At 70.3% G+C, this 21,326-nt stretch carries 26 protein-coding genes and 1 tRNA gene; 8 read left to right on the forward strand and 19 right to left on the reverse strand.

The window, feature by feature from the left end; genetic code table 11:
• Position 1 precedes the first annotated feature (1 nt).
• The 3 genes from B116_RS0123600 to B116_RS0123610 are packed head-to-tail and all read right to left on the reverse strand — an operon-like array spanning position 2 to position 2,270.
• Positions 2 to 661 carry an SAF domain-containing protein gene (locus B116_RS0123600; RefSeq protein WP_018724460.1) on the reverse strand — a complete coding sequence of 220 codons (660 nt, stop codon included), beginning with the start codon at positions 659 to 661 and terminating at the stop codon, positions 2 to 4.
• Positions 658 to 1,734: a hypothetical protein gene (locus B116_RS0123605; protein WP_027661516.1), complete on the reverse strand. Its 1,077-nt coding sequence runs from the start codon at positions 1,732 to 1,734 to the stop codon at positions 658 to 660. Before B116_RS0123605 ends, B116_RS0123600 begins: the two co-directional genes overlap by 4 nt.
• Positions 1,728 to 2,270 (reverse strand): hypothetical protein, encoded by a 543-nt coding sequence (locus tag B116_RS0123610; RefSeq protein WP_026322119.1) that lies wholly within the window; start codon positions 2,268 to 2,270, stop codon positions 1,728 to 1,730. Before B116_RS0123610 ends, B116_RS0123605 begins: the two co-directional genes overlap by 7 nt.
• 370 nt (positions 2,271 to 2,640) lie before the next feature.
• Between B116_RS0123610 and B116_RS0123615 the strand changes: the two genes are divergently transcribed.
• A complete protein-coding gene (locus tag B116_RS0123615; protein ID WP_027661517.1) occupies positions 2,641 to 3,402 on the forward strand; it encodes a prepilin peptidase in 762 nt (253 codons plus the stop codon).
• A gap of 140 nt (positions 3,403 to 3,542) precedes the next feature.
• Here B116_RS0123615 and B116_RS0123620 read toward each other — a convergent pair whose 3' ends face one another.
• Positions 3,543 to 3,734, reverse strand: a complete 192-nt coding sequence (locus B116_RS0123620) for a DUF397 domain-containing protein (protein ID WP_027661518.1) — start codon at positions 3,732 to 3,734, stop codon at positions 3,543 to 3,545.
• Positions 3,721 to 4,518 carry a helix-turn-helix domain-containing protein gene (locus B116_RS0123625; RefSeq protein ID WP_027661519.1) on the reverse strand — a complete coding sequence of 266 codons (798 nt, stop codon included), beginning with the start codon at positions 4,516 to 4,518 and terminating at the stop codon, positions 3,721 to 3,723. The genes B116_RS0123620 and B116_RS0123625 overlap by 14 nt, the downstream gene beginning before the upstream one ends.
• A 703-nt stretch (positions 4,519 to 5,221) precedes the next feature.
• Here B116_RS0123625 and B116_RS28545 point away from each other — a divergent pair.
• Positions 5,222 to 5,560, forward strand: coding sequence for a hypothetical protein (locus B116_RS28545; protein WP_027661520.1), 339 nt, complete (start codon positions 5,222 to 5,224; stop codon positions 5,558 to 5,560).
• Between the two features lie 96 nt (positions 5,561 to 5,656).
• On the opposite strand, the gene B116_RS0123635 is transcribed toward B116_RS28545, so the two are convergent.
• Positions 5,657 to 6,103 (reverse strand): NUDIX domain-containing protein, encoded by a 447-nt coding sequence (locus B116_RS0123635; protein WP_033667826.1) that lies wholly within the window; start codon positions 6,101 to 6,103, stop codon positions 5,657 to 5,659.
• A 53-nt stretch (positions 6,104 to 6,156) separates the two neighbouring features.
• Positions 6,157 to 6,609, reverse strand: coding sequence for a hypothetical protein (locus B116_RS25820; protein WP_155255786.1), 453 nt, complete (start codon positions 6,607 to 6,609; stop codon positions 6,157 to 6,159).
• A gap of 191 nt (positions 6,610 to 6,800) precedes the next feature.
• Between B116_RS25820 and B116_RS0123645 the strand changes: the two genes are divergently transcribed.
• The gene (locus tag B116_RS0123645; RefSeq protein ID WP_018722685.1) at positions 6,801 to 7,118 is read left to right on the forward strand and encodes a hypothetical protein; all 318 of its coding nucleotides are present in this window, start codon (positions 6,801 to 6,803) and stop codon (positions 7,116 to 7,118) included.
• Positions 7,119 to 7,289: 171 nt separating this feature from the next.
• Here the strand turns inward: B116_RS0123645 and B116_RS0123650 are convergent, their stop codons facing one another.
• From B116_RS0123650 to B116_RS0123660, 3 genes are all read right to left on the reverse strand, one after another.
• Positions 7,290 to 8,114: a MerR family transcriptional regulator gene (locus tag B116_RS0123650; RefSeq protein ID WP_027661522.1), complete on the reverse strand. Its 825-nt coding sequence runs from the start codon at positions 8,112 to 8,114 to the stop codon at positions 7,290 to 7,292.
• A 312-nt stretch (positions 8,115 to 8,426) separates the two neighbouring features.
• Entirely contained in the window at positions 8,427 to 9,254 is an 828-nt protein-coding gene (locus tag B116_RS0123655; protein ID WP_033667828.1) for a GNAT family N-acetyltransferase, read from the reverse strand.
• Between the two features lie 120 nt (positions 9,255 to 9,374).
• Positions 9,375 to 9,461 (reverse strand) — tRNA-Ser (locus tag B116_RS0123660).
• A 148-nt stretch (positions 9,462 to 9,609) separates the two neighbouring features.
• Here B116_RS0123660 and B116_RS0123665 point away from each other — a divergent pair.
• A complete protein-coding gene (locus B116_RS0123665) occupies positions 9,610 to 10,587 on the forward strand; it encodes an NAD(P)H-quinone oxidoreductase (protein WP_027661524.1) in 978 nt (325 codons plus the stop codon).
• Here the strand turns inward: B116_RS0123665 and soxR are convergent.
• On the reverse strand, positions 10,584 to 11,021 hold the full coding sequence (gene soxR, locus B116_RS0123670) for a redox-sensitive transcriptional activator SoxR (protein ID WP_018722682.1): 438 nt from the start codon (positions 11,019 to 11,021) through the stop codon (positions 10,584 to 10,586). The genes B116_RS0123665 and soxR overlap by 4 nt on opposite strands.
• Positions 11,022 to 11,067: 46 nt before the next feature.
• On the opposite strand from soxR, the gene B116_RS0123675 reads away from it, so the two are divergent.
• The gene (locus tag B116_RS0123675; RefSeq protein WP_027661525.1) at positions 11,068 to 11,796 is read left to right on the forward strand and encodes a transketolase; all 729 of its coding nucleotides are present in this window, start codon (positions 11,068 to 11,070) and stop codon (positions 11,794 to 11,796) included.
• A complete protein-coding gene (locus B116_RS0123680) occupies positions 11,796 to 12,686 on the forward strand; it encodes a transketolase family protein (RefSeq protein WP_027661526.1) in 891 nt (296 codons plus the stop codon). The genes B116_RS0123675 and B116_RS0123680 overlap by 1 nt, the downstream gene beginning before the upstream one ends.
• An 85-nt stretch (positions 12,687 to 12,771) precedes the next feature.
• Here B116_RS0123680 and B116_RS0123685 read toward each other — a convergent pair whose 3' ends face one another.
• The 6 genes from B116_RS0123685 to B116_RS0123710 form a co-directional block, all read right to left on the reverse strand.
• Positions 12,772 to 13,479 (reverse strand): glycosyltransferase family 2 protein, encoded by a 708-nt coding sequence (locus B116_RS0123685; RefSeq protein ID WP_018722679.1) that lies wholly within the window; start codon positions 13,477 to 13,479, stop codon positions 12,772 to 12,774.
• A 116-nt stretch (positions 13,480 to 13,595) separates the two neighbouring features.
• Complete coding sequence (locus B116_RS0123690) at positions 13,596 to 14,171, reverse strand: hypothetical protein (protein WP_027661527.1); 576 nt, start codon at positions 14,169 to 14,171, stop codon at positions 13,596 to 13,598.
• A 61-nt stretch (positions 14,172 to 14,232) separates the two neighbouring features.
• Complete coding sequence (locus B116_RS0123695; RefSeq protein ID WP_027661528.1) at positions 14,233 to 15,681, reverse strand: sensor histidine kinase; 1,449 nt, start codon at positions 15,679 to 15,681, stop codon at positions 14,233 to 14,235.
• Positions 15,674 to 16,360, reverse strand: a complete 687-nt coding sequence (locus tag B116_RS0123700; RefSeq protein ID WP_027661529.1) for a response regulator transcription factor — start codon at positions 16,358 to 16,360, stop codon at positions 15,674 to 15,676. Before B116_RS0123700 ends, B116_RS0123695 begins: the two co-directional genes overlap by 8 nt.
• Before the next feature lie 69 nt (positions 16,361 to 16,429).
• Complete coding sequence (locus B116_RS0123705; RefSeq protein ID WP_027661530.1) at positions 16,430 to 16,945, reverse strand: hypothetical protein; 516 nt, start codon at positions 16,943 to 16,945, stop codon at positions 16,430 to 16,432.
• A 124-nt stretch (positions 16,946 to 17,069) separates the two neighbouring features.
• Entirely contained in the window at positions 17,070 to 18,242 is a 1,173-nt protein-coding gene (locus tag B116_RS0123710) for a thiolase family protein (protein WP_027661531.1), read from the reverse strand.
• Positions 18,243 to 18,310: 68 nt separating this feature from the next.
• On the opposite strand from B116_RS0123710, the gene B116_RS0123715 reads away from it, so the two are divergent.
• Positions 18,311 to 18,754 carry a PH domain-containing protein gene (locus B116_RS0123715; RefSeq protein WP_027661532.1) on the forward strand — a complete coding sequence of 148 codons (444 nt, stop codon included), beginning with the start codon at positions 18,311 to 18,313 and terminating at the stop codon, positions 18,752 to 18,754.
• A 70-nt stretch (positions 18,755 to 18,824) separates the two neighbouring features.
• Here B116_RS0123715 and B116_RS0123720 read toward each other — a convergent pair whose 3' ends face one another.
• On the reverse strand, positions 18,825 to 19,736 hold the full coding sequence (locus B116_RS0123720) for a rhomboid family intramembrane serine protease (RefSeq protein ID WP_026321795.1): 912 nt from the start codon (positions 19,734 to 19,736) through the stop codon (positions 18,825 to 18,827).
• A 57-nt stretch (positions 19,737 to 19,793) separates the two neighbouring features.
• On the reverse strand, positions 19,794 to 20,324 hold the full coding sequence (locus B116_RS0123725; RefSeq protein ID WP_027661533.1) for a peptidylprolyl isomerase: 531 nt from the start codon (positions 20,322 to 20,324) through the stop codon (positions 19,794 to 19,796).
• Positions 20,325 to 20,441: 117 nt separating this feature from the next.
• On the opposite strand from B116_RS0123725, the gene B116_RS0123730 reads away from it, so the two are divergent.
• The gene (locus B116_RS0123730; RefSeq protein WP_027661534.1) at positions 20,442 to 21,326 is read left to right on the forward strand and encodes a hypothetical protein; all 885 of its coding nucleotides are present in this window, start codon (positions 20,442 to 20,444) and stop codon (positions 21,324 to 21,326) included.

A 21,326-nucleotide genomic window follows, 5' to 3' on the forward strand; every position in this document is an offset into this window, starting at 1 on the left:
CTCAGGCCGCCTCGGTGAGCACGATGGCGATCCGGTCCTGGGCCACCAGCGCCGCCACCGCCGGCACGTCCCGTACGGCGAGCGCCAGGTAGACCACCATCTCGTCGTCGTTTCCGACGAGGTTGGCGTCGATCACGGTGGCCTCGAATCGGGTCGCCGTGGTGACCGACCGGTCGTCGTTGCCGGCCGGCGTGCTGACCAGCGACACCTTGTCACCGGGGTGCAGTTGGCGGGCCGGCGCCTGGGCCAGGTCCAGGCCCACCGAGAGTTGCTGCTGGCCGGCGGCGAGCAACGGTTTGTCGGTGAGCTGTTCCATGGTGAGCAGCGTTCCGGGGACGAGCGACACCTTCGCCCGCTTCCCGACCACCTCGTCCTGCTGCCCGGCCGGCACCGGGGAGAGCCCCGCCCCACCGGCGACCTGCACGGTCATCAGGTCGTCGGCGCTGACCACGCGGCCGACCTCGACCGGTCGGGCCACCGCCAGGTAGCTGCCGGTGGCGCGGACCGCGTTGACGGCGAAGGCCGAGCCGAGTCCGCCGAGGGCGATCAGGAGGACCGCGAGGCCGAGCAGGCCGGGGCGCATCCGGCGCTGCCGGAGCACCTTGGGCGGGGTGATCGGGGCGTCGGCTGTCGCCGCTGCGTTGCTGGTCGCGAGGCTCACTGGGTAACCACCTGAAGCTCATCGATCTCGATCGTCACGGCGCCGCTGGTCCGGGTGACCTCGAAGCTGCCGCTCTCGCCGCCGCCGCTCCAGCTCACCGTCCAGTGCGTGGTCGCCTGGATCTCGTACGTGCCGGGCTCCGGGTAGCCGCTGTGGTAGCCGCAGTCCGGGGAGCGTTTACCGGCCAGTGGACTATCCGACTCGTACGCCGTTCCGGGGCCGGAGCAGGTCACCTTGGTGCCGTTGTCCATGTCCCAGCTCACCCGGGTGACTTCCGCCGCGATCTGAACGGTCAACCCCCGGTCGCTGGCGGAGGCCTGCTGCGGGCCGAAGTAGTGGCGGGGCTGGCCGGGCTGGGCCGTGCTGGCCCACATCCACACCGGCAGGCCGACCAGCCCGGAGCCGATGCGCCGGCGGGGTGCGACGGCCGCCCGCGGCGGGAGCAGGTCGATCGAGGCGAGGGCGGCCCGGGCCAGTTCCGCCGGGTCGGGCGGGGTGCCGAATCCGGGCGGCGGGGCGTCCAGCAGCTCCGTTCGCTGCCAGCCGATATCACCATTCCTGCAGGTGACCAGATACCAGTCGAAGCCGTCTGGGGTGCCCTCGGGCTGGGGCTCGACCAGCTTGTAGTAGCAGCCGTCACCGCTGTGGAACCAGCCGAGCACCTCGTCGTAGCAGGGGACGACCTCGCCGTCCCGCTGGCACGTCGCACCGCCGCCGTCACCGCCGCCCCCGCCGTCACCGGGGCCACCACCTCCCGGACCACCGCCGTCACCGGGCTCGTCGTCCCAGACCTCGCAGGTGGTCTGCGAAGGCGGGCAGATCACATCTGGCGGAGCGGCGGCCGACACGGCGGCAACGGACGGCACGGCGGCAGCGGCGGCCGGCGCGGCGACAACGGGCAGCGCAGCGGCGGCAACGGCCGGCACGGCGGCGGCCGGCACGGCGAGAACGGGTGGCGCGGCGGCGGCCGGTGCGGCGGCAGCAGTCAGGCCGGTGGTGATCAGCGCTGCCAGCCCGCTGGTGATCAGCGCCGGCAGCGAGGTGCGGCGCGATCGGGCCGCCCGGGTCAGCACGGCTGGTCCTCATGGGCGGCGCCGGTGTTGACCAGCCAGCGGCCGTCCGGATATCGGGACACGGTCACGGTGGCCAGATGCCGGGTGCTCTGGCTGCCGGGCACGACCCGCTCGTCTTCCGCGTAGACCAGCCGCCAGTCGGTCGCGTCGAGGCAGTCCTGGATCTCAACGATGGCCGGGACACTCGCGACGTCAACGGCGGTCACGACGGGGTCCGAACGGAGGATGCCGATGCGGATGGCGCCGTGCTCTTTGGCGGTGCGGATAGTGAAGCGAACCTGGGTCAACAACGGGTCGGCCAGGTAGGTGGTGAGTTCCGGGTGGTGTGGGTCGCTGTCGCCACTCGCTTCCTGGGCCACAGCGAGATATCCGGAATAGGCGGCGAGCGCGGCTTTCCGAGCATTTCGCTCGGCTACTTCCCCCGATGCCGGGGAATGTTGATCAACGATGCCCATCGTCTCGACCGGCGCTTCCCGGTCGGCGCCGCAGCTGGTCACAGCACCCAACACCGCTCCCAACACCAGGCACGCCGACACGCCCCTGAACTGGCTTCCTCGCACTGTCCCGACCCTCCTCGTCGACCTCCACCGGGCGGTCGCTACCCGGTGAATCCGGACATGCGGAAACGCGGCCGGATGCTGCCATCCGGACCCCATACAAGACATCCATATTTACTGTTACTGACTTGTAAGAAAGACGACTCCCACCCCGCCCACATTTTCTTGATCGAAGGATTGCAGGGGTTGCATTGCACTCAATGGGCGAGCATAGGCTGACGGCAGCCGATACAACAGGGGCAATTCAGGTGAACACGCTCAGTAATGAGAGGTGGTGGGGCGTGGAGCCCTCGGTTCAGGTCAGTCGAGACCGAAGAGCTGCCCAACAATTACTGTCCGTATTCATCCGATGGGGTTCGACATGACGGTGACCGGCTCCCGCCGTACCGCACCTCGCTCACTGCTGGCCGCGCTCGCGGTCACCCCGGCGCTCCGGCTCGCCGCCGTACGGCACTCCGTACCGGTGGGGGTGACGACCCGGCTCGGCTGCGACGCCTGTGGCGCCCCGATCAGCCTGACCCAGGCGGGGCCGGCGATCGGGCCGCGCGCCCGGTGCGGTGGGTGCGGCGCGCGGGTCGGCCCCCCACCCGGCACGGTGGAGGTCGCCGCGCTCGCCGCCGCCCTGATGCTGCTGCTGGCCGGTGGGCCCGTCATCGAGCTGGTCGCGGCGGCCTGGTGGCTCGGCTGGGCGGTGCCGCTCGCCTTCGTTGACGCCGCGGTGCACCGACTGCCGGACCGACTCACCGGCCCCGCCACGCTCGGCACCTGGCTGCTGTTCGGACTGGCCGCGACCCTCGACACCGGGTACGCCCCTTGGCTGCGCGCCACCGCCGCCGGGCTCGGCCTGGGCCTACTCTTCGCCACCAGCACCCTCCTACTCGGCCGGCGAGGCTTCGGGCTCGGCGACGCGAAGCTCGCGGTCGGAGTGGGTCTGCTCCTGGGCTGGCACGGCTGGCCGTTTCTGGTACTCGGGCTGCTGCTCGCCTTCACCCTGGCCGCCGTGACCGCCCTGGCGCTGCTCGCCACCGGGCGGGCCCGCTGGTCCAGCCACCTGCCCTTCGGCCCGTTCCTCCTGCTCGCCACCCCGGCGACGCTGCTGCTCACCGGGTGACGGGAGAGTGCCGCCGGGCCACCTCAGCGAGCGGCACCAGGACGACGGAGCGCTCGTCCCCTGGAAACCGCCAGGTGGGGACGGGCGCAGGTCGGGTCGGCACCCCGGATCGGGATGACCTCGCTGGTGCCGGGGGTGGGTCAGTCGCGGACGGGTAGCTGGGCGACGAACGCCCGCCACGCCCCCGGCCCGAACACCAGCGCCGGCCCGGTCGGGTCCTTGGAATCCCGCACCCCGACGACGCCGGGAAGGTTGTCGGCGACCTCGACACACTCACCGCCGCTCGTGCCGCTGCGAGTGGACTTCTTCCAGCGAGCGTTACTGAGGTTCATGCAGGTACTCCGCTTCTTTGATCAGCGCGACCGATGAGGCTTGTGGGAGGGCGACGCCTCGCACGCACTCCCACCTGGTCTGAAGGGTAACTATCTCTTCCTCGGCATTGACAGGGTCGCCGGCAAGCTGGTTTTCCAGGTAGCCGACCCAGCCTCCATCCGAGATCATCGCTAGGGCGAGCGGACCGGAGAGTCCCACGTGCAGGCCCGCAGCTACGGGGATCACGTGAATGTGGAGGTACGGCAGCTCCGCCATCCGGAGCAGATGTGCGAGCTGCTCGGCCATGATGGCGTCCCCGAGCCGCAGCGCCCCCTCGTTGATGACCGCCACGACCTGCGGCGGTCGGTCGCGGGTCAGGATCTTCTGCCGCTCCAGCCGAGCCGAGACCTGCTGCTCCACCTCGAACTCGGGCCGGGTGTCGTCGAACCGCAGGACCGTGCGGGCGTAGTTCTCGGTCTGGAGCAGGCCCGGAATCAGATTCGGGTGAAAATAGCGAAGTTGCCGCGCGACCGCCTCGGCCTCCAGCCAGGGCTTGAACCAGGCGGGCTGCTCGTCCCGATGCGCCAGCCGCAGCAGCGATTCGAAGAGGCCGCCGGTCTCCAGGATCTCGTCCGCCCGACACGCGTACGGCAGGTCAATCATTCGGGTGCCGGTCTCCACCGCCGACACGGTCGACGCCGAGTAGTTCGTTCGACGCCCGAACTCCTCCTGGCTCATGCCGGCGAGCGCCCGCTGTCGACGGAGCTGCACCCGGATGAGATCAGCGGCACGTTCAGATTCCATCGACCCTCCAGAGCTTCTTCTAGATCGCCACACCACGCCAGTCCAACGAGCAAGATCGCCAAGCTTCGCCAGCCAAACCTCCAAAATCGCCAAGCGCCGCCAGCCGAACTGCCAAGATCGCCAAGCGCCGCCAGAAAATGAGCAAGATCGCCAGACGTCGCCAGCCCTACCAGCAAGATCGCCAAGCTTCGCCAGGAAAAGAGCACGATCGCCAGACCCTCGCCAGGATCAGCATGAAGCCCTTCCGCCGCCAGGTGGTTAACACAGAGAGTGAATTGAGACGGCGTGAGCCGGTGGAGGACTTTCCCGCCGGAGGCGCCTGTCGGACCGCCCCCACCCCCGCGCTGTCGGTGGGGGCGGTCCCTCCAAACGACATCGAGGAGGTCGACATGCGTACTCGCTGGTTCAGCTGGCGTCGGAGAAACACCGCACCGCCGCGCCCACACGGCACGAACGCGCCGTACCGCGCCGGCGGAGCACACCGGGCGAACGGGCCGCACCGGGCGAACGGGCCGCACCGGGCGAACACTTCACAGCACCCAGCCGCTTCAAGGCGCCCGGCGGCGGCGGAGCGGGCCCGGCCAACCCACCTGCCCGTCACCCTGCCCACGTGGATGACCCAACCAACCCTCGCCGACCCCCAACCCGGACGCGTCGGCTGGCTCACCCCCACCCAACAATGGCGCGCCAACGGAGGCCACTGGTGAACCCCCACCACCTCCCCCAACCACGACTCGGCCCCCACCCCCAACACCCCCACCACCGAACAGGAAACCGACCACCCCACACACCCCTACGACCCACCTGGACCTGCCGCGCCTGCGGCCACCCCTGGCCCTGCGCCGAAGCCCGCCTCCTCCTCAAAACCCAATACGAAACCCGACAACCAAGCCTATCCATCTACCTCGCCGGACTCCTCTACGAAGCCATGCACGACCTCTACCACCTCAACCCCCACGACGGACCAAACCCCCGCGAACTATTCGACCGATTCGTCGCCTGGGGGCCGTTCCGACGATCGGCCCGAAAGCTCCCGGAGTGAGGCTCCAACGCCGGAGTGAGTCGCGGGGGCCATTGTCGACACCGGCACCGGCACCACTGCCTACTGCTGCTGCAGCGGCAGCAGCAGCAGCAGCGATCAACCGGCCCGGACCAGCTGTCGGTACTCCGCGGAGCCCAGGAAACGCGGCACGATCTCCGCGTACGCCTGCCCGAACTCCAGGGTGAGCGCGTCAGCCCGGTCCACGAATCGCATCGCCGCCCCCTCCCCACACACCACATCCGCATCGGTGGCGCTGGTCGGCGCGTAGAAAATTGAAAACTCGCCGACCGTGCCGGGGAATCGCCCCGCCGGAGCCAGTCCCCGCCAGAACAGGCGAAGCTCATCGACTTTGAGACCGGTCTCTTCGTAGAGCTCTCGATGGGCCGCCACCAGCGGATCCTCGCCCGGATCCAGGTGACCACCAGGTAGGGACCATCGGTGCGGATCCACCCGCGTGTTGCCGTCCCGAAGCTGCAACAACAACCAACCCCGCTGATCGACCAAGATCACACCCGCGATTCGTACGTCCACTCGCGCCACCATGCGCGCAGCCTATTTCGGCTGGGCTACCTGTATGACCACCATGACCAGCCCACCTAGGGGGATGAGCTCTCGTCACACGCGGCGCCTACCGCGAGGCGCACCTCAACCTGTCGTCCCTCAGCCCAGATCATCAGCGGTACGCACTCCGGACTCGCCACCCAGGTGCCGCCGGCGAACACCGACCATGCGGCCGACGCGCTCGTAACGGGGCAGGCCTCCACCTGCACGGTAGTCACCGGTGTGGCGGGAGCGCCCCAGCCAATGCGGACGCGATCCTCCCATCCCGGTGCCACCTGCACCTCCACGGCCGCCCCGGTCCGCACATACAGGCCCCACTTGGCGAAGAGACGCCCCTGGGATTCGGATAGTTCGTTGGGTTGCAGGACCTGGGACGACACCGCGACCGTGTCCGCCACTATGCGGTACCGCTCGCCCGGATCCGCCTCCGTGGCGACGGAATCGACGCACGACAGGCGCTCTCCGCCCTCCGGCAACCCCTTCACCACGGCCGGCACGAAAGCTGGTGTCCGAACACGACACAAGGCTTGAGGAGACGTGAATATCCGCCTACGTTTACATCCGCGCCGACCACGACGGTGACTGTCTCGAATGCACCCCCGCGCGGCAAGGCCGCCGTCGTCTCCAGGACAGATGGGGAGGCAGAGCACATGCGGAGGTCTATCTGCGCGGTGATGAGGTGAGTCGCGTCCTCCCGTTCATCGCGGGCGGCGCTCTCCTCGGCGCCGTCGCCGGACTCACCTTCGGCCTCGGTAACTACACGGCCGCATGGATCGTCTGGCTCCTGTACTTCGGCGTGGTTGAAGTAACGGCCGTGCTGAACAGTCGCGACGGTGACACCCTGTCCGAGCACGTCTGGTTGTGGTTCGGCACGCAGCGCCGCAAACCCGGCGAGCCAGCCCGGAAGGTCACGGGCTGGGTGTGGCTGCGGCGGTTCGCGCTGCTGGCGTTCGTGACCTGGCTCGCCCTTCACTTCCTCACCGGGGGCCTCGTCTGATCGCCTGATTCCGCCAAGTCCAGGATCCCGACGGAAACGCCTTCGTGCTGGAAGCCGACGACTGACGGCTAGTCCAAGGTCCAGCTCCGCAGGTCCGAAAACACCTCGGTGCTGCCGAAAACAGCGATGGGCGACCGGTCTCGGGGTGGCGGGCAGCTGCTGGCCACCCGATCAGCGCGGGGTCTTGTCGATGGGGAACTGCACTTCGGTGAGCAGCTCAGCGGGGCTGACCGTTTGAGGGTCGTTGAGGTAGACCTCGCGCGGTGGGCCCGCTGGATGAATACCCTCCTGCTCGATCCAGCCGGTGACGACGTGGTAAGCGGGGCTGATCTCCTGGTATGACCCTCGGTGGACGGTGGTGGCGACCGGGCCGCCGGGGAGCTCACGGTAGCGGACCGGGTCGCCGGGTAGGACGGTGCCGGCCGGGACCGGGATGCAGATCTCGATGTCGCCGTTGGTCTGTTCGTCGATGACATCGTGGTAGATGACGAACGGCTTCCCGTTGGACTCGGTGCCGGCGTTGCCGATGGCGTCGACGACCGCGCCGAAGCCGCGGCCCATGTCGGCACCGATCGCATTGAGGCTGGTGTGCAGGGTGAGGCTGGCCACCGGAATGGTGGCGACTTCCTTCACGATGACGTCGTAGGGCACGACACGTCCTCCTCGATCGATGAGTGCTTGGAGGAAGCGCAGCATCTGCTCCTGCTCGGCGAGCCGGGCCCGCAACCGCTCCCGGTGCGCGACGAGGCGTTTGCCGGTCAGTTCCGGGTCGTCATCGGCGAGTAGGTCACGGATGTCCGCGATCGGCATGTCGATTGCGCGTAATATCCGGATCGCCTCGGCCCGCTCGGCCTGGGCCCGCCGGTAGTAGCGGTAGCCCGAGGACGGGTCGACCCAAGCGGGTGCGAGCAGGCCCTGCTCGTTGTAGAAGCGCAGGGCCTTGACTGACAGCCGGCTCATCCGGGAGAAACGCCCAATCGGGATCAGGTCGTCCATGCTCGGTTCCTCCGTTCCGTACCGATGCTCGAGTCTCCCCTGGCGGGAGAGTCAAGCCTGGGACGGCGGTTCGGTGGGTCGCGGGCCAATTCCCGCCACCACCCGCGCGGCCCTTACCTAAAGGAGCCACCCATGACCGACAACACCGCCATTAGCGCGACACCACCGCCGACTGCCCGGTGGCGGTTCACCTGCGAACGGCCCGGCTGCACAGATGTTGGGCGCGGACCGAACATCAGGCCCGGCGCCGTTCTAGGCCCCCAGCGGGGAGCCCTCTGCCCTCAACATCCCCCGAGTGAACCGTTGATCTAGCTAGCCGAGCGCCTGCATCATCGGGCTGTACCAGCGGCTGCGATCGCCCGGAAGAGACGGCGACCCTGAGATCATTAACGTGGTGCTGCTCCGCAAGGTTGCTCCGGCGTCCTGCACCCATTCGCGTAGCCGGCGGTCGTGGTCGAGCAGGTCGATCCGCACTGACCCGTCGGCACCGCCTGCCAGGTCGCCTATCAACGTTGCGGCGGCGTGGCGATCTGTGGCCAGCACCGGCCCGATCATCAGTTGATCGAGGTTGCGCCACACCGCGCCGTACCCGACGATGTCGTTGCCATGTTGCAGAACCTGCAGTTGGGTGGCGAACAAAAGCAGCCGTTGCAGTAGCGCCTCACGCGGGGCGCCGACAATCGCGGTATCGAGTGCCCTAATTGCCGCGATGTCCTCGGGCAAGGCTGGGCGGGAGCGTGGCTCCGGGTGGCCGGAAATAGTTCCGATATAGGTATGCAGCGCCTCGACAGCGGTGAAGCCGAGCTTTTCGTACAAGGGACGGCCCGATTCGGTGGCAAACAGCGCCACGGTCCTGGTCCGGGCGCCCGCGAGGGCGTGTGTCACGAGCCGCCGGCCCAGTCCCTGACCGCCATGGCGCGCCGCGACCAACACCATGCTGAGCACCGACAGCGAGTTGCCGTAACGGGTCAGAACCGCCGTTCCCACCAGTTCACCCCTCGTATTCCGGGCACCGAACACGGTGCCCAGCTCGAACAGCAGGCGCCACTTGCCGTCCTCGGCAGGCCATCCCCGGTCCTGCGCCAGAGCGAGACACCCGGGAAGGTCATCAACGGTCAGCACACCGATTCCCCACGTCACGTGCTAACTATTGCAGCGCTGAACCTGGTTGGTCAGACGGCCCACGGACGCTGGCGGAGCGCCAGTTAGGTTAGGCACGAGGTCCTTGCCGGCCGCGATGCCGTCAAGGCTTTCCGAGGGCGGAGGGTGTGGGATTCGAACCCACGAAGACATCACTGCCTTACCGGTTTTCAAGACCAGCGCCATCGGCCACTAGGCGAACCCTCCCGGCGCGCCGCCCCACGGGGCGACGACCGTGCCCAGTCTGCCACGCCGGCCCCGCCGATGGGCAAGCACGCCCACCCACATGCCGTCCACAGTGCGGGTTAGCAGTACGGGCTCCCGGGCACGGACCGGCGTCGGGTAGACAGGAAGCATGCACGCGATCACGATCCAGGAGTTCGGCGGGCCCGAGACGTTGGTCTGGACCGAGGTGCCCGATCCGGTGCCCGGCCCCGGCGAGGTGATCGTTGACGTACGGGCCAGCGCGGTCAACCGGGCCGACGTGCTGCAACGGAAGGGCTTCTATCCGCCGCCCCCGGGTGCGCCCCCGTACCCCGGTCTGGAGTGCTCTGGGGTGATCAGCGCGATCGCCGACGACGTGTCCGGTTGGGCGGTGGGCCAGCCGGTCTGCGCGCTGCTGGCCGGTGGCGGGTACGCGGAGCGGGTGGCGGTGCCGGCCGGCCAGCTGCTGCCGGTGCCGGACGGCGTGGACCTGGTGGAGGCGGCGGCGCTACCGGAGGTGGCCTGCACGGTCTGGTCGAACGTGGTGCAGCGGGCGGGGCTGGCCGCCGGGGAGACGCTGCTGGTGCATGGCGGCGGCAGTGGGATCGGCACCTTCGCGATCCAGCTCGGCTCAGCCCTCGGGGCGACGGTGCTGGTGACCGCGCGGTTGACCAAGCACGACCGGCTGCGGGCCCTCGGTGCCGCCCACCCGATCGACTATCGGGAGCAGGACTTCGCCGCGGAGGTGCGCCAGTTCACCAACGGCCGGGGCGCGGACGTGATCCTCGACATCATGGGCGCGGCCTATCTGGGGCGAAACGTCGCCGCGCTCGCCACCGACGGCCGGCTGATGCTGATCGGCCTGTTGGGCGGCCGGAAGGGGGAGCTGGATCTCGGTGCGCTGCTGGCGAAGCGGGCGACGGTGGCCGCGACCACCCTGCGTTCCCTCCCGCTGGGCCAAAAGGCGGAGATCGTCGAGGGCGTACGCGAGCAGGTGTGGCCGCTGATCGCGGCCGGCAAGGTCCGCCCGGTCGTGGACCGCCGGCTGCCGATCACCGATGCGGCCGAAGCCCACCGCCTCGTCGAGTCGAACGAGCACGTCGGCAAGGTGCTGCTGACCGTCGGCTAGCGCGGCATTGCCAGGCGGGCACCGGGGCCCTCGTCGGCGACCCGGTCGCCCGGGTTGCTGAGGGTGCAGCGGCGCAACGACAGGCACCCGCAGCCGATGCACCCGTCGAGGTCGTCCCGGAGCCGGGTGAGGAGCGTGATCTTCTCGTCGAGCCGGTTCCGCCACAGTCTGGAGAGCTGGGTCCAGTCCTCCGGGGTCGGGGTCCGGGCGGCCGGCAGGGATTCAAGTGCCTCGCGGATCTCGTCCAGCGAGACGCCGACCTGTTGGGAGATCCGGATGAACGCCACCCGGCGGAGTTCACTGCGCGCGTACCGGCGCTGGTTGCCGCCGGTGCGGTCGGCTCGGAGCAGCCCGATCTGCTCGTAGTAGCGCAGCGCAGACATTGCCACCCCGCTGCGCGTGGAGAGCTGGCCGATAGTCAATAGCTCCTGCATCACGTCACCTTGAGCTGAAGTTGGCTTTAAGTTGCAGGCTAGCCGCATGACAGCCATCACGACCACCGCAACGATCGTCGAGGCCGCCGCGCCGCTCGACGGTCGACAGCCGGTCGCTCCCCTGCTGGAACGAGTTCGCGCCAGCCGGGAGTTCGGCACGAACGTCTACTCCACCATCGACGTGCTCCAGGTGCTCTATCAACGCGTCCTGCGGGTCCACCCGGAGGCCGTTGACGACCCGGACCGGGACCGGTTCCTGCTCTCCAAGGGGCACGCGGTCGCCGGCTACTACGCGGTGCTCGCCGCCGCGGAGTTCTTCCCCGCCGACTGGCTCGACGACCAGGGTGGGCCGGCCAGCCGACTCGGCGACCACCCCGACCGGATGCTCGTGCCCGGCGTGGAGATCGGCTCCGGATCGCTCGGCCACGGTCTCGGCCTCGGCGTTGGAAGCGCGCTCGGGCTACGGGCCCAGGGCCGGCTCGAACCCCGGGTGTACGTGCTGCTCGGCGACGCCGAACTGGACGAGGGTTCCAACCACGAGGCGATCACCTACGCCGGGACGACCGGCCTGGCCAACCTCACCGCAATCGTGATCGACAACGCCTCCGCCACCCACGGCTGGCCGGGCGGACCGGCAGCCCGGTTCGTCGTAGACGGCTGGACCGCGGCGACCGTCGACGGACGCGATCACGATGCCCTGCACACCGCCCTGACCGGGCATGACGGCAACCGGCCCCACGTCGTCGTGGCGGTCGTCGAACCCAAGGAGGCCTAATGCGCGACACCTTCGTCGACACCACCACCGCGCTGCTCGCCGACGACCCGCGCACCGCGTTGGTCCTGGCCGATATCTCCGCCGCCCTCTTCGCCCCGGCAGCGGCCCGGCACCCGGACCGGGTCCTGAACGTCGGAATCCGGGAACAGCTGATGGTCGGGGTGGCCGGCGGGCTGGCGTTGACCGGCCTGCGGCCGATCGTGCACACCTACGCGCCGTTCCTGGTCGAGCGGGCGTACGAGCAGCTCAAGCTCGACCTGGACCACCAGGATGCGAGCGCGGTGCTGGTCAGCGTGGGCGCCTCGTACGACCGCCCGGAGGCGGGCCGGACCCACCTGTCGCCGGCGGATGTCTCGCTGATCGACACCCTGCACGGCTGGACGGTGCACGTACCCGGCCACCCCGGCGAGGTGGCGCCGCTGCTACGGACGGCGGTAGCCGCGGAGACCTCGGCGTACCTGCGGTTGTCGGTGCTCAGCAACGACCGGCCGCTGGGCGGCGATGGAGCGTTGCAGGTGGTGCGGGACGCCGGACCGGGAGCACCCCTGGTGGTGGCCGTCGGGCCGACCCTGGACGCGTCCACTGCGGCGTTGGCCGACCTGCCTGTCACGGTGGCGTACACCAACCGGCCGCGCCCGTTCGACACCGCCGGGCTCCGCGATCGGGCCGGCACCGACGTGATCCTGGTCGAGCCCTACCTCGCCGGGACCTCCAGCCGGGTGGTCTCGGCGGCGCTGGCGGACCGCCCACACCGGCTACTGGCACTCGGCGTCGGGCGCGAAGAACTCCGACGGTACGGGTCGGCCGACGACCACACCCGCTGGCACGGCCTGGACGCGTCGGGGCTGCGGCGATCGGTGCTGGACTTCGTCTCGCCGGTACTGCACTGACCTTCCGGCACCGCGCTGACCTTCCGGCGCAGCGGTCAACGGGGGGCGCTCGGCGGGGCAGCGGGGCGAGGGTGGCCCCGGAGAGTCAGCGGGGGGTGGTGCCCGGAGGACGGCGCCGGGCCCGCTCCCGGCCGAGAATCCAGACCGCCTCGACCCCGTCCTTCCAGGTGATCTTCTTGCCCTCCTCGCGGCCACGGGCCCGGTAGCTGATCGGCACCTCGTACGGGCGGATCCGACGGCGCAGCAGCTTGCCGGTCACCTCCGCCTCCATGCCGAAGCCGCGAGAGTGAATCTCCAGGGATCGGTACAACTCGATCGGCATCAGCTTGAAGCAGGTCTCCAGGTCGCCGATGTAGGAGTTGAACAGCACGTTGGCCACCATCGTGACGCCCTTGTTGCCCATCACGTACCAGAAGCTGTAGGCGCTGTGGCTACCGAAGGTGCGATTACCGTATACGACCTTCGCCCGCCCATCGAGGACCGGCGCGAGCAGCTTGGCGATGTCCTGCGGGTCGTACTCCAGATCCGCGTCGAGGATCACCATGTACTCACCCTCGGCGTTGTCGACCGCCGTCCGGATGGCCGCGCCCTTACCGGAGTTACGCGGGTGGGTGATCACACGGACTCGGGCGTCATCGGCCCGGTCCAGGATCTCGCCGGTGCCGTCCCGGCTCCCGTCGTCCACCACGACGAGCTCGATCTCGCACGGATAGTCCACCGCGAGCGCCTGCTTCAAGGCATCCGCGATGCGTTCTTCCTCGTTGTAGACCGGCATGAGGATCGAGAGCTTCACGGATGTTTCCCCCGGTGGGCGCACCATTGGACGCCATAGCGTACCCCGTCAGGCCGTGATCTTGAGGTATCAGCGGCGGTCCGGCGCCATCGTGCCGAACCGCCGCCGGGGACGCGCTACTCGCTCTTGGGCAACACGATCAACCGAGCCTCGCCTTCTTCGCCGTCCTTCGCGCCGGCAACACCGAGCACCCGGCCAACCTCGATCGCCTCCGGCTGGACCGTCTGGCGACGCTCCACCACCCGAAGCTCCGGCCCGAAGGTCCAGGTCAGCTCGAAGCCATCCGACGACCGGATGGTCATCGTCTGCTCATCGATCGCGGTAACCTCACCGCGTTGGACGGCTACCGTCCTCGGACCGTCCTCTTTCGTCTGCACCACGACCTCGCCGTGCATGGTGTTCTTCCGCAGCAGCACCCGGGCCGGCCGCCGCTTGCGCCACTGTTCCGCCCGTTCCTTCCGGCCCGACTCCGCGTCGGGGGTCGGTGAATCGGACGCGGCCACGGGTACGACGTCCATCTCGACGGGGTCCAGACCCAGCGCGGCCAGCGCCTGGCCCTCCACGCCCAGTGCCGCGGCGACCTCGACGGCCTGCTCTCCGGCCGGCCCGGCCACCTGGGCCGCCCCGCAGCCGCTGAGCCCGAGCGTGACCGCCGCGAGCAGCGTGGTGGCGGCGACTCCCCAACGTGCCATGACTCTCCCTCTCGTCCCTGTGGGTGGAAGTCCAGCCTGGTCGGTCTCGGCGAGCGCAGCGTCAGGCTGAGGTTCGGATCTGGTAAGGATCTGGCGGCAGCGAGACGACGAACGCGGCCCCGCCCTCGGCCGCGTGCCCCGCGCTGATCTCCCCACCGAGCCGCCGGACCAGGCCGGCGGCGAGGGCCAGGCCCAGCCCACTACCGACCTTGCGCACTCCCCGGTACCGCTGATGCAGGGCACCCCGCTCGAAGACCACCGCCAGGTCGTCGTCGGTCAGACCGGGGCCGCCGTCCCGGACCTCGATCACCCCGCCCGCGGCCGGGTCCACGCCGGCCCACCGGGTCGCGAGGACCACCGGCGCCCCCGGCGGCACCACCCGCAGCGCATTCTCCAGCAGCCCATCCACCACCTGCCGAATCCGCCCCGGATCGGTGTACACCGGCACCGCTCGATCCGGCGCCTCGACCCGGAACGCCACCGAGACGGCCGCGCACCGCGCCGCCCACGTCCGCTCCGCCTCCGCGGCCAGCCGAACCAGGTCGACCCGTACCGGCTCCAGCGGAAAGTCCACGGCCTCCAGCCGGGCCAGGGCCAGCAGATCCCGTACCAGCCGATCCAGGTGCTCCGCCTCGGTCAGCACAGTGCGCCCGGTTCCGGCCACCTCCGCCGAGTCGATCACCCCGTCCGCCAGGGCCTCCGCGTACCCTCGGATGGCGGTCAGCGGGGTCCGCAGCTCGTGCGAGACGGAGAGCAGGAACTCCCGCTGCCGTCCCTCGCTGGTGGCGAGCGCGGCAGCCAGGCCGTTCAGGGCCTCCGCCAGGTCCGCCACCTCGTGCGGGGGCTCCACCGGGACGCGGACCGCACGCTCGCCGGACCGCAGCCGCGTGGCGGCGTCCGCCGCCCGCCGGATCGGCCGGGCCAGGCGACGGGCGAGAAGTACACCGGCGACCAGCCCGGCCGCTAGCCCGGCAAGCAGGGGCAGCCAGAGGCTCTGGGCGACCTGCCGCCACATGCCGCCGAGCGAGCCGGCCCGCGCGAGCACCACCCCGTCGCCGCCGGGCAGGGCCCGCCCCTGCACCAGCGCCGGCCGGCCGGCGACCGAACGCCGGCCGGCGACGTGCCGGCCCTCGGCGATCCGTTGCACGACCTGGACCGGCAGCCCCGGCCGATCCACCACCCCGTTCCGCACCAGGTACGCCTCGATGCCCTGCGCCCGCAGTTGCCGCAGCAGCCGGTCCTCGTCCACGGTGCGCGGGGTGTCCAGGCGACTGCGCAGCGCCTCGGCGGCGAGTCGGGACTGGGCGGCCAACGCCTGCTGCTCGCGGTGTTCCACCCCGCGGACCGCGAGCGGCACCGCGACGATCGCGGTGACCAGGACCGAGACCAGCGCGACCGCGCAGGTCACCAGCACCGCCCGGACGGTCAGGGTCGGCCCGCGTCGGATACGGGCGGGCCGTCGGGCGCCGGCCGCCGGCCCGGTCGGCGGGTCGATCCGGTACTCACGCATCGACGGCGTACCCCACCCCCCGATGGGTACGGATCACACTCGCCGCGCCGAGCTTCGCGCGGACCTGCGCCACGTGCACATCAACGGTTCGGGTGCCCGCGGGCACGGCGTACCCCCACACCCCGGCGAGCAGTTCCTCCCGGGTGAACACGCGGCCCGGGCGGGCCATCAGGTGGGCGAGCAGGTCAAACTCGGTGGAGGTCAGCTGTACCGGACCTCCCGCCGCGGTCACCGTACGGCGGTCGGGGTCGAGCGTGACCGCGCCGACGATCCGCGGCTGGCCCGGCGGCGGCCCGGTGACCCGGCGCAGCACCGCCCGTACCCGAGCCACCAGTTCCCGCGGGCTGAACGGCTTGGTGACGTAGTCGTCAGCGCCGAGTTCGAGCCCGACGATGCGGTCCACCTCGTCGTCGCGCGCGGTGAGAAAGATGACCGGTGTCCAGTCTCCGGCCTCGCGCAGCTGGCGGCAGATATCGGTGCCGGGGAGACCGGGCAGCGCGATGTCGAGAACACAGGCGACCGGCCGGAGTCGGCGGGCGGCGGCGAGGCCGGCGTCACCGTCCCGCTCCAGATGCACGCCGAACCCGTCCCGGGCCAGATAGAGCCGGACCAGATCGGCGATGGCCGGTTCGTCCTCGACGAGGAGGACGAGCCCGCGATGCGGCGCGTCAACGGTCACCGGCTCATGATGGCCGATCGGGACGGCGCGGCCTCGCTCGGGACGTGTTCGGGTTCGGTAAGGAAACGGTCAGCGGACGGTGGCGGGTCGGAAAGTGGTCGGCCGGACCGGGGCCGGACCGGGGTCACCGATCGTGGCGACCAGCCGCTCGTGGGCGGTCCGGATGCGGGTGCGGAAGGCGTGGTTGAGCAGTTCGTCGAGCTGCCACACCTGCTTCGGGTGCCGAGTCCGGATGACGAACCGCTCCCGAACGCCGTCGATGGCGGTAGCGGCCAGCTCCAGGCAGTGCAGCCGTGGGTCCGGACCCCAGGTGACGTTGCTCAGCTCGCGCAGTTCGGTGTTGAGGTGCAGGCGGAGCCGGTGCAGCACCCGGGTCTGCCGGGTGACGACCAGCCGTCGGTGGGTCAGCAGCAGGAGGTATTCGCCGGCGGTGGACCGGTTCGGGCAGCTGCACCGGGTGACTAGGATGGGGGCGTCACCCGAGCCGACGCAGCGCCGAAAGACAGGCATGTGTCGACTGGCGGTCTGGGTCGCGATACCAGCCTCGGCCGCAGCGGGAAGGAACGTTCGGGAGAAGACGTCCATGCCCTGACCAACGACGCCCCGGCGCGGGATGATATGGGCGAGACGGTCGAACCTTGCATCTTCCATGCGCCGGAGCGGATCCGCCCACTGGGACGGATCATGCCCCACCGGGAGGCGGGGTGGTTCAGAGCAGTTCGACGATGGTCGCGTTGGCCATGCCGCCGCCCTCGCACATGGTTTGCAGGCCGTACCGGATGTTCTCGTCTCGCATGTGCGCCAGCATGGTGGTCATGATCCGGGCCCCGGATCCGCCGAGCGGATGCCCGAGGGCGATGGCGCCGCCGCGCGGGTTCAGCCGCTGCGGGTCGGCCTCGGTCTCCGCGAGCCAGGCCAGCGGCACCGGGGCGAACGCCTCGTTGACCTCGTACACCCCGATCTCCTCGATGCCCAGCCCCGCCCGGCGCAGCACCTTGGCGGTGGCCGGAATGGGCGCGGTCAACATGGCTACCGGGTCGTCGGCGCAGACCACAGCGGTGTGGATGCGGGCGAGCGGGCGCAGGCCGTGCCGGCCGGCCCACTCGGCGGTGGTGACGGCGAGCGCCGCCGCGCCGTCGGAGATCTGGGACGCGGACCCGGCGGTCACCACGCCGTCGACCTGGAATGGGGTGGCGAGCTCGGCCAGCTTCGCCAGTGACGTGTCGCGCCGGATGCCCTCGTCGGCGGCGACCGTGCCCCCGTCGGCGAGGTGGACCGGCGCCAGCTCGGCATCGAACGCGCCGGCATCCTGCGCCGCGCCCGCCTTCTCGTGGCTGGCGAGGGCGAACTCGTCGAGCTGGGTGCGGGTCAGCCGCCACCGGCGGGCAATCAGCTCCGCCCCGACGCCCTGGCTGAACGGGAGCGGGTCATCCTCCGCCACCCCCGCCACACCCCGATAACGGTCCAGGATCGCCGCGCTGAACGGCGTGCCCCCGGCCACGCTGGAGCCCATCGGCACCCGGGTCATCGACTCGACCCCGCCCGCTACCACCAGGTCAGCCTGCCCGGAGAGCACGGTCGCGGCGGCAAAGTGCAGGGCTTGCTGGCTGGACCCGCACTGCCGGTCGAGCGTGGTGCCGGGAACCGTCTCGGGCCAGCCGGCCGCGAGGACGGCGTTGCGGGCAACGTTCCACGACTGCTCGCCGACCTGCGAGACGCAGCCCCAGAAGACGTCGTCCACCTGACCCGGATCGATGCCGGTCCGCTCGGTGAGGGCGCGCAGCACGTGCGCCGACAAGTCGACCGGGTGTACGTCGGCGAGGCTTCCCTTGCGCCGCCCGACGGGGGTGCGTACGGCGCCGACGATGACTGCGTCACTCATAACTACTCCCCGGTAACTTGGCTTGGCATCGATGGTACGCGGCCCACCCGGTCGCCCGCCGCACTGGCATGCTGGGAGATGTGGATACGACTTCGCCCGGTACCCGGCAGTGGCGAGTCCCGGCCGCCCTGCCGGCGGTCAAGACCGGCGGGGCCGGGGCCCTGGTCGCGCTCGGTCTCCTGCTCGATGACGGTGACCCGGTCCGGCTCACTCTGGCCGTGCTGGCCGCGGCCGCACTCCTGATCTGGGCAGCGCGCGACTTGCTGGCACCGGTCCGCCTCGCGGTCGATCCGGAAGGGCTGACGGTGGTCAGCGGCTTCGCGGGCCGCCGGCGGCTGCCGTGGTCGCAGGTGGCGGAGATCCGGGTGGACCGGCGGGCCCGGCTCGGCCGATCGAACGCGGCCCTGGAGGTGGATGCCGGCGAGACACTGCACCTGTTCGGCCGGTTCGACCTGGACGCTGACCCAGTTGATGTCGCGGCGCAGCTACGGGCGGCCCGCCCGACCCGGTAGTACCGGGCCGGGCAACCACGCTGGGCCGGCGGTGATCGGTCCGGCGAGCGATCGGAACGGCGGTGATCGGTCAGGCGAGCAGGGTCGCGGTCCGGATCAGGGCCAGGCCGAGCAGGGCCACCACGAGTACCGTCCCGCCGCCCACCTGCACCATCGTGCGTCGCGACCGCGGGGCGTGGGCGAGGATGAAGGCCATCAGGCCGCCGACCACGAGACCGCCCAGGTGACCCGGGATCGAAATCCCCGGCACGGTCACCGTGAAGACCAGGTTGATCACCAGGATCGGGAGCACCTGGGAGACATCCCGCCCCAATCGCCGGCCGATGACGAACAAGGCCGCGAAGAGCCCGAAGACGGCCGTGGAGGCGCCCGCGGTGGCCGCGTTCGGCGCGCTGAACAGGTAGGCCGCGACGTTCCCGCCGAGACCGGCGATCAGATAGAGAGCCAAAAACCGGGCCGGGCCGAGACTCGCCTCCAGGGTTCGGCCGAGGATCCACAACGCGTACATGTTCAGCAGCAGGTGGATCACGCCGTAGTGCAGGAACATCGCGGTGACCAGGCGGTACCACTCGCCATCGGCGACGCCACCCACGGTGCCGTCGGGAAAGACCGCGAGTCCGATCACGGCTCCCCACTCGGTCAACGGCGTGCTGCCGCCGAGTAGGCCGCCGAAGCCGGAGCCCCCCACCACCGCGTCGCCACCCCGGTCGGTGCCGATGGAGAGCAGCATCACCAGGGCGTTGAACGCGATCAACGCCTTGGTGACGTAGCCGTGTTGGCCGGCGAGACCACCACCGAAGGCGGTACGCGCCGGCCGCACGCTGCGGCGCCCTTCATTGACGCACTCCGGGCACTGGAAGCCCACCGAGGCCTCGCGCATGCAGTCCGGACAGATGACCCGGTCGCAACGGTTGCACCGGATGTATGCCTCCCGACCGGGGTGGCGGTAGCAGACCGGGGTGGTCGGTGGTGATTCGCTCACCGGACAACCCAGGTACCCGAGCGCTCAGTCATGCGAGCAAAGGTACCTGGTCCGCCTTCAGGAGCCGGTGCGCTCAATCTCGACCCGCTCGATAACGACGTCGCGCAGCGGGCGATCCTCGGGGTCCGTTGGGGTGTTGGCGATCGCGTCAACGACCTTCACCGACTCCTCGTCGGCGACCTGTCCGAAGATGGTGTGCCGGTTGTTCAGGTGCGGGGTCGGCGCCACCGTGATGAAGAACTGCGAACCGTTGGTGCCCGGCCCGGAATTCGCCATCGCCAGCAGGTACGGCCGGTCGAACCGCAGCTCGGGGTGGAACTCGTCGGCGAACGTGTAGCCCGGGCCGCCCCGGCCGGTGCCGCTCGGGTCACCCATCTGAATCATGAAACCGCTGATCACGCGATGCGAGATGGTGCCGTCGAAGTACGGGCCGCTGCCCGGCTGACGGGTCCGCGGGTCGGTGTACTGCCGGGTACCTTCGGCCAACTCCACGAAGTTGCGAACGGTTTTCGGCGCGTGGTTTGGAAAGAGCTGCAGCCGAATTGGGCCGGCGTTGGTGTGCAGGGTGGCGTAGAGATCCTCGGCCACGGGTACTCCTCACTCGTTGTTCAGTTCCATGCGGATCCTCCCATGTGCCCGATCTGGCCATGCGGAGGCATCCGAAGGTGGAGGATGACGAAGGGACAACTCCGAGGAGGTGGGACCGTGTTTGGAAACGGGCGGCGCAAGACCCAGGGCGAGCTTGCCAAGATCGAGCTTGGTCGAAGCTTCGGTCATCTGAAGCGGGCGGCGGGGCACGCAACGAACGGCACCGGCGCCACGGTCGGCCCACGGGTGCGGGCGGCCCGGAGCGCCGTTGCCCCGACCGCGCTGGTCATGCGGAACCGGGCGGCGAGCGGCTACGTGTCGACCGTGGCGGCGCTGGCGCCGCTGGCCATCGCCGTCCGCGAGGCCCAGGCGGAGGCGGCCGACCGGGCCGCCGCCGGACGGAAGGGCGGCGCCGGACGAAGGGGCGGCACCGACAAGTCGGCCGCTGCCAGCAAGAAGGTGCAGGCGAAGAGGGTGCGGGCGACACGCGCGAAGAAGCGATCCGACCGGGGCAGGATGACCGGCCTGCTGGCGGCCAGCGCCGTGGTGGGGCTGATCGGTGCGATGGCGTTGCGACGCCGCTACGAACGGCGAGAGTGGGTCGAGTACGACCCGGTCCCCAGCCTGGAGCCGATGCAGGCCGAGATGGACATGATCGAGGTCACCACCCGGACCCCGGCCGAGCGGACCACCCCGGCACCGACCGTGACCGGGGATGCCGGCAAATCGGCGGACCCGGCGAGCGGCGCGACAACCCGTGGCGCGGCGGCAGGCGGCACCGCCAAGACCAACTCAGGCCGGCGCCCCACCACGACGCCGACCGAGAAGGTCGCTGCAACGCCCGAGAAGGTCGCTGCAACGCCTGAGAAGGTCGCTGCAACACCCGCCGAAAAGGCCCCCGCGACGCCGGTCGAGAAGGCCCCCGCGACGACCGAGGGTAAGAGCTCCACTGGCCGGCCCACCAACGACCTCTCCAAGGCCATGAAGAACGGTCGCCGCTGA

Origin of the sequence: Salinispora fenicalii, assembly GCF_000514815.1 — a bacterium.
Classification (GTDB): domain Bacteria; phylum Actinomycetota; class Actinomycetes; order Mycobacteriales; family Micromonosporaceae; genus Micromonospora; species Micromonospora fenicalii.